The organism is Paenarthrobacter sp. MSM-2-10-13, from assembly GCF_011605365.1.
Lineage (GTDB): Bacteria > Actinomycetota > Actinomycetes > Actinomycetales > Micrococcaceae > Arthrobacter.
Genome location: NZ_JAAOXO010000005.1, coordinates 113,409 through 125,652 on the forward strand (window position 1 = coordinate 113,409; position 12,244 = coordinate 125,652).

12 protein-coding genes are annotated in these 12,244 nt (G+C 62.1%); 8 read left to right on the forward strand and 4 right to left on the reverse strand.

Features of this window, described 5'->3' with window-relative positions; translation table 11 throughout:
- The first annotated feature begins 15 nt into the window (after positions 1-15).
- Genes HAV21_RS12480 through HAV21_RS12490 form a run of 3 tightly spaced genes read left to right on the forward strand, consistent with a single transcriptional unit; the run spans position 16 to position 3,150 of the window.
- On the forward strand, positions 16-381 hold the full coding sequence (locus HAV21_RS12480; protein WP_142937396.1) for a metal-sensitive transcriptional regulator: 366 nt from the start codon (positions 16-18) through the stop codon (positions 379-381).
- A 49-nt stretch (positions 382-430) separates the two neighbouring features.
- Positions 431-664 (forward strand): heavy-metal-associated domain-containing protein, encoded by a 234-nt coding sequence (locus HAV21_RS12485; RefSeq protein ID WP_166841935.1) that lies wholly within the window; start codon positions 431-433, stop codon positions 662-664.
- 8 nt (positions 665-672) lie between these two features.
- Complete coding sequence (locus HAV21_RS12490) at positions 673-3,150, forward strand: heavy metal translocating P-type ATPase (protein ID WP_166841936.1); 2,478 nt, start codon at positions 673-675, stop codon at positions 3,148-3,150.
- A gap of 75 nt (positions 3,151-3,225) precedes the next feature.
- Here the strand turns inward: HAV21_RS12490 and HAV21_RS12495 are convergent, their stop codons facing one another.
- The gene (locus tag HAV21_RS12495; RefSeq protein WP_024818746.1) at positions 3,226-3,498 is read right to left on the reverse strand and encodes a DUF2277 domain-containing protein; all 273 of its coding nucleotides are present in this window, start codon (positions 3,496-3,498) and stop codon (positions 3,226-3,228) included.
- Between the two features lie 157 nt (positions 3,499-3,655).
- Between HAV21_RS12495 and HAV21_RS12500 the strand changes: the two genes are divergently transcribed.
- The gene (locus HAV21_RS12500; RefSeq protein WP_011776688.1) at positions 3,656-3,919 is read left to right on the forward strand and encodes a WXG100 family type VII secretion target; all 264 of its coding nucleotides are present in this window, start codon (positions 3,656-3,658) and stop codon (positions 3,917-3,919) included.
- Between the two features lie 55 nt (positions 3,920-3,974).
- Here HAV21_RS12500 and HAV21_RS12505 read toward each other — a convergent pair whose 3' ends face one another.
- Positions 3,975-4,997, reverse strand: a complete 1,023-nt coding sequence (locus HAV21_RS12505; protein ID WP_166841937.1) for an EamA family transporter — start codon at positions 4,995-4,997, stop codon at positions 3,975-3,977.
- A gap of 71 nt (positions 4,998-5,068) precedes the next feature.
- On the opposite strand from HAV21_RS12505, the gene HAV21_RS12510 reads away from it, so the two are divergent.
- From HAV21_RS12510 to HAV21_RS12525, 4 genes are all read left to right on the forward strand, one after another.
- A complete protein-coding gene (locus HAV21_RS12510; protein ID WP_142937392.1) occupies positions 5,069-5,617 on the forward strand; it encodes a CGNR zinc finger domain-containing protein in 549 nt (182 codons plus the stop codon).
- 293 nt (positions 5,618-5,910) lie between these two features.
- Positions 5,911-8,640 carry a SpaA isopeptide-forming pilin-related protein gene (locus tag HAV21_RS12515; protein WP_166841938.1) on the forward strand — a complete coding sequence of 910 codons (2,730 nt, stop codon included), beginning with the start codon at positions 5,911-5,913 and terminating at the stop codon, positions 8,638-8,640.
- A 94-nt stretch (positions 8,641-8,734) separates the two neighbouring features.
- Entirely contained in the window at positions 8,735-10,216 is a 1,482-nt protein-coding gene (locus tag HAV21_RS12520; RefSeq protein ID WP_166841939.1) for a SpaH/EbpB family LPXTG-anchored major pilin, read from the forward strand.
- A 111-nt stretch (positions 10,217-10,327) separates the two neighbouring features.
- Positions 10,328-11,245, forward strand: a complete 918-nt coding sequence (locus HAV21_RS12525; RefSeq protein ID WP_142937389.1) for a class C sortase — start codon at positions 10,328-10,330, stop codon at positions 11,243-11,245.
- Here HAV21_RS12525 and HAV21_RS12530 read toward each other — a convergent pair.
- Together HAV21_RS12530 and HAV21_RS12535 are read right to left on the reverse strand one after the other, a co-directional pair.
- Entirely contained in the window at positions 11,242-11,586 is a 345-nt protein-coding gene (locus tag HAV21_RS12530; RefSeq protein WP_166841940.1) for a hypothetical protein, read from the reverse strand. The two genes, HAV21_RS12525 and HAV21_RS12530, sit on opposite strands and share 4 nt — an antisense overlap.
- Positions 11,587-11,654: 68 nt before the next feature.
- Positions 11,655-12,239, reverse strand: a complete 585-nt coding sequence (locus tag HAV21_RS12535; RefSeq protein ID WP_238703298.1) for a hypothetical protein — start codon at positions 12,237-12,239, stop codon at positions 11,655-11,657.
- Between the last annotated feature and the right edge of the window lie 5 nt (positions 12,240-12,244).

A 12,244-nucleotide genomic window follows, 5' to 3' on the forward strand; every position in this document is an offset into this window, starting at 1 on the left:
GTATAGTTTCAAGGCATGAGCACGCCAGACCTGAGCATGAGCCACCCCAATGCACCCATCATCGAGGTGGACCTGGAGCACGCCGCTCCCCACGGGTACACCAGCAATAAGGACGCCTACCTCAAACGCCTGAAACGGATTGAGGGCCAGGTCCGCGGGATTGCGCGCATGGTGGAGGATGACAAATACTGCATCGACATCCTGACCCAGATAGCCGCCGCCACCAAGGCCCTTCACGCCGTCAGCCTGGGACTCGTTGAGGAGCACATCGGCCACTGCGTCGTGGGGGCCGCCTCCGAGCCCAACCCCGAAACCCGCGCCGAACAGATCGACGCCAAAGTGAAGGAGGCCACCGATGCCATCGGGCGCCTGCTGCGGTAATTCAGCCACTAAGCACCACACTATTCAACTCATCACCAAGGAGACCCCCATGAGCCAGAGCATCCACACCAACGTCAACGTTTCCGGCATGACGTGCGGCCACTGCGTCTCCAGCGTGAGCGAAGAACTCGAGTCACTCAACGGTGTCGAAAACGTTGCAGTGGACCTAAATCCCGGCGGCCTGTCAACCGTGACCATCACATCAACCAAGGAGCTTTCGCCGTCCGAAATCGGCGAGGCCGTGGCAGAAGCCGGCTACCTGGTGGTAGCCAACGAAGCTTAGGAGTCCTCTTGAGTAGCCAGGAGACTTTCAACCAACCCGCACAAAGGGTCATCGAACTGGACATCGAGGGCATGACCTGCGCCTCGTGCGTCAATCGAGTGGAACGAAAACTGGGCAAACTCGAGGGTGTGGAGGCCAGCGTCAACCTGCCCCTCGAATCAGCCCACGTCACAGTCCCGGCAACCGTGACAGACCAGCAAATCGTGGACACCGTCAACGCGACGGGTTACAAAGCCACCATCCGCCACACCCCAGCTCCAAACACCCGAGAAATCCCCGGACACACTCCCCCTCATCACACCCACGAACACGGCGATGATGTGCTTGAGCCTGCCGGACCTGAACGCGAGCATGGCGGCGACGCCGGCGGCATGCGGCAGCATGCGTCTAAGGGAGGCACGACCGAGCATGCCGAGCATGGCGCCGGCGTTGCCGCGCTCACGGAGCATGCCGAGCATGGCGCCAGCGGCGCCGCGCATATGGATCACGAGAACCACATGGCTCACGGCCCCGCCGCCTCCACGCTCCGCCCACGCTTGATCGCCGCTGCCATTCTGACCGTGCCGGTCTTCGCGATCTCCATGATTCCCGCCCTCCAGTTCGCCAACTGGGGATGGGTTGCCGCGGTACTCGCCTTGCCTGTGGTGAGCTGGGCGGCCTGGCCTTTCCACCGTGCAGCGGCCGTCAATGCCCGGCATCTCGCTTCCACCATGGATACCCTCGTCTCCATCGGTGTGATTGCCGCGTACCTTTACTCGGCGTGGCAACTGTTCGCCGATCCCCGCATGACGGAACACCCCGGCATGGAAAGCATGTCCGGCGGAGGCCTCTACTTTGAGGTGGCTGCCGTAGTCACAACTTTCCTGCTTCTGGGCCGCTACCTTGAAGCGAACGCCAAGGCCAAGGCCGGCAACGCGCTCAAAGCGCTGCTGAACCTTGGCGCCAAGGACGCAACCATCCTTGTGGACGGCGTTGAGGAGAAGATCCCGGCGGATCAACTCCTTGTGGGGGACGTCATCGTCGTCCGCCCTGGTGAGAAGATCGCCACCGACGGCGTGGTCACGGACGGCGCGTCCGCCGTCGACGCCTCGCTGGTCACCGGAGAATCGGTGCCGGTGGAGGTTGGGCCGGGCAGTCTGGTGACGGGCGCTACCATCAACACTTCCGGTCGGCTCTTGGTCCGCGCCACCCGCGTGGGATCGGACACGACCCTCGCTCAGATGGGCCGGCTGGTCAGCCAAGCGCAGACAGGAAAGGCGCCCATTGCACGGCTCGCTGACAGGATCAGCTCTGTCTTCGTTCCAATTGTGCTGATCATCGCCCTGATCACGTTCGTACTGTGGCTCTTCTTCTCGGGTGACCTCAATGCAGCCTTCACGGCAGCTGTAGCCGTTCTGGTGATTGCCTGCCCATGCGCCCTTGGCCTGGCCACTCCGGTCGGGCTCCTGACAGGGACGGGCCGCGGAGCTCAACTGGGCATCCTCATTAAGGGCCCACAGGTTCTTGAGGACACCCGCCACGTGGACACCATCTTGCTGGACAAGACGGGTACTGTCACCAGCGGGAAGCTCGCCGTGGACCACACGGTTGGCCTGAACGGCTACGCCCCGGCAACCGTTCTGACCCTGGCTGGGGCTGTCGAATCGGCCTCCGAGCATCCGATCGCGCACGCCATTGCGGCCGCCGCCGAGGATGCGATGCCCGACGCCGGGACCCTCCCTGGTGTCGAAGGCTTCAGTTCCGCTCCGGGCGGCGGTGTGAGGGGCACCGTCTCACTTGACGGAGTCTCCAAGACCGTAGTTGTCGGACGTTCCGGCTGGTTGGAGGAGAACGGCATTCCGCTCGATTCAAGCCAACGCGAGGCCCTGGCGGCGGAGGAAAACGGTGGCGCCACAGCCATCTGGGTAGCTGTGAACGGTGAGGCTGCAGGGATCGTGAGCCTGAGCGACACCATCAAACCCGGCTCTGCAGCAGCAATCCGGAAGTTGAAGGACCTTGGAATCCGTCCCATCCTGCTGACCGGCGACAATGCCGCAGTGGCCGCCCAAGTGGCTGCCGCCGTCGGAATTTCACCGGAAGATGTCTTCGCCGGCGTACTTCCGGAGGGCAAAGTTGAGGCGGTTCGGAAGCTGCAGGCTTCCGGGGCCACTGTTGCCATGGCCGGTGACGGCGTGAACGATGCCGCAGCCCTGGCCCAATCGGACCTTGGTATAGCAATGGGATCGGGGACCGATGTTGCCATCGAAGCCTCGGACTTGACGGTCATGGGCAGTGATCTTGGTCAGCTGGTGCAGGCGATTGAACTATCGCGCAAGACCCTGTCCACCATCAAGACCAACTTGTTCTGGGCATTCTTCTACAACGCGATTGGCATCCCGGTGGCAGCACTTGGATTCCTGAATCCGATGATCGCCGGCGCGGCAATGGCGGCCAGCTCTGTGCTGGTGGTTGCCAACTCGCTAAGGCTGCGCTCGTTCGGGAAGTAGACCCAACCAACTGGGCAGTTGTGGGTGTTCAGGAACGTCTGGTCACCCACCACTGCCTTGCGGCGCGAACTGCGGCTAGGCAGCCCCAAACCGGACGGCGGCCCGGGCCTTCGCCTTGGCGGCTTCCTCGTCGCGATTCTTCGCCGGCGCATGGCTCACCAGGGAGTCAAGGAGATGCTGCGTAATATGCGCGATCTCGTGGACGGCCTCCGCGAAGGCTTCCTCGTTGGCCTTGGAGGGCTTGGTGGATCCGCTGATTTTGCGCACGTATTGCAGGGCAGCGGCCTCCACTTCGGCGCTCGTGGCGTGCGGTTCGAAGTTATGCAGGGTCCTGATATTGCGGCACATAACCCCATGCTAACTATGGGCAGTGCTACATGGGGAGGGGTGCCCATCGACGGTTTTTGCATTCCCGGGATAGGTTTTAGTTATTGGATCTTCCGGATGAGCCGGAGGCCGCTGGGGATGCCGAAGAGCTCGGGTCCGAAAAATGAAGGAGAATCTCATGGCTATTTGGGGTGCAGATGTTGATCAGCTTCGTCAGCTCGGTAACAAGCTGAAGGCTGGTGCTGAGAACATCGAGCAGCAGCGTTCACAGCTCAAGGGCGCACTTGACGGCACCGACTGGAAGGGCCCGGACGCTGACAAGTTCCGCGGCGAGTGGGACAGCCAGCACGCTTCGAACCTGAAGAAGGTTGCCGACGCACTTCGCGAAGCCGGCGATCGCGCTCAGAAGAACGCTGAGCAGCAGCAGCAGGCCTCCAACTAAGACAGTTGGGAAGAATGCCCGGACGCACAGCGTCCGGGCATTCTCTTGTTAAAGCCTATTTCCCGGTGACGTTCACGGAGGGGACCGGTTCAACATCGTTCGGATGATCCAGGACCCGGGCAACTTCCTGAGCTGCCCGCCGATCTCCACGCAGCTCATCGACGCGTACCAGGACCACACCACCCACAATGAGGAGCCCTCCCAGCAGCTGGATCGTCCCCGGGAGTTCGCCCAAAAGCAGCCAGGCCCAGATCACGGCAAAAAGCACCTCGGTCAGGGACACGAACGAGGCCACCTTGGACCCCAGGCTGCGGGCAGCCATGATGCCGGTAACGTACGCGAGTACCGTGGCCAGAATGATGAGCCCCACGGCGGAAACCCACCAGGGGGTGGTCCACGGCCCCAGCGTTGTGTCGGCGGTGCTGAACGTCATGGGCAGCAATCCCACCAGGCCTACGAGCCACATCACCAGCGCTCCCACGAGGAGGCCCCCTGAAGCGAGCACCAGTGGCGGGAGGGTGTCGTTCTCTTTCGCGGTGATGAAGAAGTAGATGACCAGGCACACGGCTGCGGCCATGCCCCACAGAACGCCAACCAAGTCCACCTTCACGGCACCTGTCAGATCAAGCACCAGAACCAGGCCGCCCAGGGACAACAGCGCGCCGGCAGCGGTGAGCGCGCGGGGCCGGCGTCGGCTGGCAATCCAGAGCCACAGAACAATCATCACCGGAGCCAGGTACTCAAGCAGCAGGGCTACGCCTACGGAGAGGCGGGCAACGGCGTTGAAGTAGAAGAGCTGGCAACCTGCTACGCCGATGAGACCGAACAGCAGGATGGTCAGCCAGTTGTCCTTGAGTTGGTGCCAACGGCCACGTAGAACCACGACGGCGGGAATCACCAGGATGAGCGCGGCACCGGTGAGGCGCACGGCAACTGCGGCGCCGGGTGACCAGCCGGTTTCCAGCATTGATTTGGCAAACGAGCCGGACGTGCCGAAAACAGCCGAGGAAAAGAGTGCGATGCCGAGTCCTGATGCCAGGAAACTCTTTGCATCAGCCTTCGTCGTTGGAGCTGACACAGCAGCCTCCTGTCAGGAGTAAAGTGGGCTTATGGTCATGACAGTACTCCCGAAACATGTAAGGAGTCAAAGTGCTTTTTGCGCCTGACACCGAGGTAGCCCTCCGTAGCGTCGTCAATCTCATCAACACCGCCGCCAACGGAGAGGAAGCGCTGGTCACCGTGCAGGACCTCAACGCCTTCCTGGACGCCGAAGAGTTCACAGGCTCGCGGGTCCATACGCCGGCGGAGTTGGATAGCATCAAGCACTTGCGTCGCGAACTGGCAGCCCTGTGGAGCGCCGATGAGGACACGGCGGCAAAGTCCGTCAACAAGCTGCTCGCCGACGCAAAAGCACTCCCCCAGCTCGTCAAACATGACCACTGGGACTGGCACCTCCACGCCACAACCCCGGAAGCGCCGCTGGCAGATCGGATGGGCACCGAAGCTGCTATGGCCATCATCGACGTCGTCCGAAGCAAGGAAATGGATCGCATGCGCGTATGCGCTGCGGAGGACTGCGATGCCGTCGTCCTGGATCTCAGCCGCAACCGCTCCAAGCTGTACTGCGACACCGGCAACTGCGCCAACCGCGCCCACGTCGCGGCATACCGGGCAAGAAAAGCCGCCGAGGGCGTGTGATGCCGGCATAACTGCGGCCGCGCGTCTATACGGTCATCCACCTGATGGTCGCACCCGGCTTTTCATGGGAGTGGGCGCCACTTCCCAGCCGCAGCGCTGGACGTGACAGTCCGGCTATTGACCCCGCTATTGCGCGGCAATGGTACTTTCGCATCCCTTTTTTCAAATGTGACCAGGGTCACATTCATTTCCGCATCATGATTTTCCGTCATGCCGTACTTACTCCTCAGTAAGAAATAAAGGGGCGGCCCTCCAGAGGGTTGATTGGCCATGGCATTAGGAAAAGGGACTCCATGCGGCAGAAGTTTGAGCACAAACGTGCCCACGATCAAGACGGGCGGGGTGAAGGCAAGGGCCGGACTCTGCTCGCGCTCATTGCGAGCGTTCTTCTCGTAGTAGTAGGAATGTCAGCTTATGGAGTAGTCAACGCTCCCACGCCCGTGAGCGCACTGCCCGGCTCCCCCGGAGTCACCCAGCCTGGCACCTTGGTCTACAGCGAAGACTTCTCCAACATCAGCGCTGCCACTGCTCCCATCCCATTGACTTCATACACGGGCGGCGCGGCTGCACAGAACGAGCAGTACACGGCAGATGCAGCCTGGCTTCCCGGTTACGGCGCCTGCAACGGCTGGATCGTACGGCAGAGCACTCCCCTGCCCGTCAATGGCGGCAATATCACCAATAACGATCAATGCGGCCGCAACAACGCCATCAATTTTCTGCGCGACATGGCCTATGTCATGGGCAAATACCAGGGTATGACCGACGCTCAGGCCGCTCAAAACCAGATCCTCAGCGAGTACACCAACACTTCCAACGGAGTCCAACCGGCGGGGCTTCAGCTCCAAACCACCAAGAACACGATTCCCACCATCGCTGGCCATTACTACGCGATTTCGGGCATCTTCGGGGAAACCAACTGCTTCTCCAACCACGCCCGCCAGGAATTCTCCATCCTCATTAATGGCGTAGCAACGGTGGTCGGTTCAAACCTGGACCCCTGCGCTGATCCCAGCCGGCAAGTCTTCAATTACGGCAATACCGACTACAGCGTGGCAAAGCTCCAGTCGGGAGCCATTCAGGTCCCGCTGACCGGCACCACCCCTACGCTGGGTATCCGGGTAAGGAATTTGCAGGCCACCGGCACCGGCAACGACGTCGGATTCGACCTTCCCCAGCTGGTTGACGTTACGCCACAGCTGGATAAGGCATTCAGCCCCACCAGCATCTTCCAGGGTCAGAACACCACCTTGACCTACACCGTCACCAACACCAGCGACCTGATGGCCAAGAATGGCTGGCACTTCGTTGACACCCTGCCCACTGGCCTTACTGCGGTCGGCCCACTCGGTGGCACATGCGTCCGTACAGCGGGCACTGTCTCAGGCCGTACGGTGGACGTCACCGGGAACCTCGCGCAGGGCAGTGCCTCGTGCACCATCACGGTAACCGTCACCAGCAACACCCCCGGTATTTACAACAACTCAGGGTGCTTGGCCAACGACGGCACGGCCATTCCCAACTGCACCAACAACTTCCCCACCATCACGGGGCTCTACTCTCCCGGAACTGCGCCTTTGACCGTCCGTCTGGTGGTGGACCTGTCCATCACCAAGAGTGCCAACATTGCCGCTTACGTCCCGGGCCAGCCGATCACGTACACAGTTGTGGTCCACAACAACGGACCCAGCGATGCTGTCAACGCCGTATTCACCGACCCCCTGCCCTCATCCATCACAGGTGCAACCTGGACCTGTGCGGTTACGGTTGCGGGAACCTCAAATCTGCCCCCGGCCGGACCCACCGCCTGTAACGCTCCCACCGGCACCGGCAGCATTTCCGGCACCGTAAGAATCAACGTGGGCGGAACCCTGACGTACACCATCAAGGGCACGGTGGCACCGGGCACCACCGGAATCATTACCAACACGGCCAAAGTCACGCCTCCAGCCCAAACAGCTGTTCCCAACATGCCAGGCGGTGGGCCCGTTCCGGTTCCCGGATCAACCACCATGGTTCCCACCGTTGATCCCGCCTGCCCGCCCTTGCCCGGGGTTGGATGTTCCGCAACGGTAAATACGCCCGTGGAGCCCCAATGGACCATCGCCAAGTCGGCCTCAGTGGGCACCCAGCCGTCAAACGGCCAATGGGTGAAACCCGGCGACACCATCACGTACACCGTTACCGCCACCAGCAACCGCGGCCAGATCAATAACGTCGTCCTCACGGACAACCTCGCAGACGTCCTGGATCAGGCCACGTTCGTCCCCGGATCCGCAGTCCTCACCATCGGCTCCGCAGCGCCGGTCGCCGTCGCGAATCCCGTGGCACCGTCCACCACGCTGACTACCCAGCAGTTCACTCTTCCGGCCGGACAAACCGCAGTGCTCAGCTACAAAGTCACCGTCAAGGCGGACGCTTGGAGTGCTCAACTGGTCAACGTCGCCACTGGCGCCGGCAGCGTCACACCCGTCCGCTGCGCAACCAGCACCACACCGCTGGCACCGGAATGCTCTACCACCCACCTGACACCGGCCAAGATCCTCATCGAAAAACTCGGCGAATCGTCCGACGACGAATGGGTTCCCATGGCGGGATCCACTTGGGCCATCCACAATGACGCAGCCGGAGCGCCGGGCGCAGTCAACACCAGCTTCACCGTGGCTCCCGTTCCGTCCCAGACCGGACAGTTCCAACTCGAGGGCATTCAGCCGGGCGTGTACTGGCTCGAAGAGACCACAGCTCCGGATGGCTTCAACCTGCTGGCCGAAGCCGTGCAATTCACCGTTGCCGCCAACGGTGCCGTGACCATCGGCCAAGGAAGCGGCGGCGGAGTCGTGACAACGAGCGACGCCGATGGAAACGGTATCTTCCTGGTCACCGTCCGCGACGTCCCTGCGCTGAAGATGCCTGAATCCGGCGGCATCGGCTGGTGGCCGTTTGCAGCCGCTGGAACGTCATTGCTTCTCATTGCCATGGTCCTCGCGTCAGGCAATGGACGACGCACCCGAAACCACCCATAAAACGTCATTCCCCGCCTGCAGCAAAAGCGGCAGGTCCAACCCCAGAAAATGTTCGCTCCCGAGCATCGCATCATCACCCATGAAAGAGGAAAAAGTGAGTAATCAAAGCTCCCGGCGCCTTTGGAAGGCCGCCGCCACCACCATTGCCGGTGCGGTACTGGCAATGTCCTTCTCCGCCGCCCCGGCCTCGGCAGCCCCGCTGGTGGACGCGGACCAGATCGGTTCCATCACGGTCCACAAGTTCGAACGCCCGGACACCCCCACCGGACTGCCCAACAATGGCACGGCCGTGGACACCACGGGACTGACCGCTTTGGCCGGCATCGAATTCACCATTCAGCAGGTCAACGCCATCGACCTGTCCACGAATGCCGGCTGGGACGCTGCCCACAACCTGAGCAGCGTCTTCTCCCCCGCCGATCCCGCAGGATCCATAATAGGTGCAGGGTTCACTCTGGGATCCGGCACTGCCCAGGTCACCGACGCCGCGGGCACCGCAGCGTTCGGCAACCTCCCCGTCGGCCTGTACCTGGTAACGGAAACCAACTACCCGGCCGGCGTGACCCCGTCAGCTCCGTTCCTGGTTTCAGTGCCGTTGACTGACCCGGATAACAAGGACAACTGGCTCTACAACGTCCATGTGTACCCCAAGAACTCCATCACGGGTGCAGAGAAGACCGTCACGGATGCTCCCGACGTCAAGCTCGGCGATCAGATCGACTTCACCATCACCGGTGACATCCCGAACGAAGCAGTCATTGACGGCTACAAGATCGTGGACCAGCTGGACGACAAGCTGACCTACCTTGATGCCAGCGCCACACTAGTTAATGGCACGGTCATCACCGAAGGCACCCACTACACGGTTGCCTTCGATGCTGCCACCAACACGGTCTCCATCGTCTTCACCCCCGCAGGCCTCGCAGTGCTGGCTGCCAACAACGACACCAAGGTACAGGTTGTTGTAAACACCGCCGTCAACACCATCGGCGAAATCGAGAACGACGCCATGGTTTACCCGAACCTGGGCAGCTTCACCACCGTTCCCGGCCAGCCCGGCGGCCCCATCATCACTCCCCCGGTTGTCACCAAGTGGGGCGAGATGACGCTCCTGAAGACCAACGAGAACGGCGCTGCCCTTGCCGGCGCTTCCTTCTCGGTCTACACCAACCAGGCTGATGCCCTGGCCGGAACCAACGCTATTGTCATCAACGGTCAGAGCACCTTCACCGTTGCTGCCGATGGCACCCTCACCATCTCCGGCCTGCGCTACTCCGACTGGGCGAACGGCGCTGCAGTACTGCCCGGCTCCGCCGATTACCGCACGTACTACCTGGTGGAAACCACCGCTCCGGAAGGCTACGAGCTGCTCGCAGAGCCGATCTCCTTCCTGATCAACTCGGCCAGCACCACGGTGGGTGTTGACCTGGAGGTCAAGAACATCCCCTCCAACGGTGGCTTCGAATTGCCGCTCACCGGTGGTGTGGGAACCGGCCTGTTGTACGCAGCAGGCGCACTCCTGGTAACCGGCGCCGGACTCCTGTTGGTCCGTTCACGCCGCAGCACCAACAGCTAGTCACCGCCAACCTGCAAGGGTTCGCAACCTGAACACCAAAGCGGGGAAGATCGCCGAACACGCGCTCTTCCCCGCTTTGCTCCCCCAGAGCACAAATCCCCCAGGACTCTCATGTCAAAGCACCAAGACTCCAAGCTGCGGCCCCAGCGAAACATCCGCGCCGGATGGAGCGTCCAACGCATCATCATCGTCGTCGTCGCCATCCTGGGCGTTGGAGTGATGCTGTACCCCACCGCCGCCGCATGGTTCTCCGACCGGGTTCATGCCACAGAGATCAGTGGCTATGTGGACACCGTGGAGAATCTCTCTCCGTCGGCCCAAAAAACACTTCTGGACGAGGCCCGGCAGTTCAACAAGGAGCTGCCATCCGGGCCGCTTCGCGACCCGTACTCGTTGAACAACCGAGGCGAGAAAACCGTCGTCGGGGCCGGCTCGGACGCTTACAAAAAAATACTCGACGTCGGACCCGGCGGAATGATGGGACGCATCAGCATCCCCTCCATCCACTCGGACCTGCCCATCTTTCACGGCACCGATGATGAAACGCTGTCCAAAGGTGCCGGGCATCTTTTCGGTTCCGGCCTGCCGGTTGGCGGAACGGGGACCCACAGCGTGCTGACTGCCCACTCAGGCTTCGTTAACGCGACGCTCTTCGATGACCTGGACCAAGTACGCCAAGGCGATGTCTTCTCCGTAACGGTGCTTGGCGAATCGTTCTATTACAAGGTCGATCAGATCAAGACCGTACTGCCGGAGGAAACGGACGATCTCCGCAAAGTCCAGGACAAGGATTACGTCACTCTGGTGACATGCACGCCCACAGGGGTCAACAGCCACAGACTCCTGGTGCGTGGCGAGCGCGTTGACGCCCCAGCCGCCGGATCCGCCCACGCACTTCCCAGTCAAGCTATGGACCCGGGATTCCCTTGGTGGGCACTGGCACTCGTCGGCACAGCGGTGCTCATAGTGGTGGTCACCCAGCCCCGTAAGGCGCGGCCCACCCGTGGTGAGGAAGCGGCGGAAGGTTAGCGGCCGGCGTCGGGCGTTTCAGGCCCGTCGCCCGGAGCAGCCGCGCCGCCGTGGCCGGGACGCTTGGAGCTGAGGTTGACGCCGGAACCCTTGCCGAGGTGGTCGGCGTTCTCTTTGTGGCTCATGGAGAGCATGGCTGCCACGACGAGGCTCACGATGAACGCGATGCCTGCGCCTGTGAAGGCGAGGTCGAACCGCGGGGCCTTTGCGCTGCCGCCGGACGCGAAGATCAGCACGGCAACGAAGGCCAGCACTGCAAAGAATGCGGAGAACATGAGGGGTCCCTTGACCGAGGTCCGCATCTTGCGCGGTTCTCCCTGCGTCTGGTCTGCCACGGTCATTCCTCCAATGATGGCGGTTAGTCCCCGCCGGTCAGCAAAAGTTCTACAACGAGTAGAACGTCCAGCTACTAGTTTACGGCCTCGGGCGAAGCGCCGGGAGCAGCAGCCCGGGCCGATCCGCCCGCAGCGGTCTTGGCTTCGTGCCGCAGCGTCAACCCGGAGAGAATCCACAGCACACCGGAAATGATGGCCCCGCCGCCAGCTACGCCCAACAGCGCATGGGCGCCCAGTGACGTGAAGAACGGGAGCAGCACCGCAGTGCCCACGGCAATGACGCCGGACACAACCCAGTCGCGCGCCAACGCATCCCGCTTCCGGAGGCCATGGACGAACTCCAGGAGTCCCAGCACCAGCAGCGCCAGCATGGCCGACAGCGCCACGCCCGCGTCAGACTGTGTGACCAAAGCGCCAACACCTCCCAGCGCAACTACCAACGGAACGGCAACCGGCAAAGCGCGGGACATCCACACTGCCGCTGCGGTCGCCAACAAATACAGCCCCACGGCCCAGGCCAGGACGTGCACCGATGGAGCAGCCCAGAAGATGGTCACTGCGCCGAACACCAGGGCAACCGTCGCACGGATGAGCACGGGTTTCCAGAGTCCGGCCTCGGTGGCAGATGGAGTCTGGGCAGGAGTCGCAGGGAGAGTCACCCGTC

Coding starts and splice junctions, on each gene's coding strand:
- HAV21_RS12480 (WP_142937396.1), top strand. CDS start 16: ATGAGCACGCCAGACCTGAGCATGAGCCACCCCAATGCACCCATCATC.
- HAV21_RS12485 (WP_166841935.1), top strand. CDS start 431: ATGAGCCAGAGCATCCACACCAACGTCAACGTTTCCGGCATGACGTGC.
- HAV21_RS12495 (WP_024818746.1), bottom strand. CDS start 3,498: ATGTGCCGCAATATCAGGACCCTGCATAACTTCGAACCGCACGCCACG.
- HAV21_RS12500 (WP_011776688.1), top strand. CDS start 3,656: ATGGCTATTTGGGGTGCAGATGTTGATCAGCTTCGTCAGCTCGGTAAC.
- HAV21_RS12515 (WP_166841938.1), top strand. CDS start 5,911: ATGCGGCAGAAGTTTGAGCACAAACGTGCCCACGATCAAGACGGGCGG.
- HAV21_RS12525 (WP_142937389.1), top strand. CDS start 10,328: ATGTCAAAGCACCAAGACTCCAAGCTGCGGCCCCAGCGAAACATCCGC.
- HAV21_RS12530 (WP_166841940.1), bottom strand. CDS start 11,586: ATGACCGTGGCAGACCAGACGCAGGGAGAACCGCGCAAGATGCGGACC.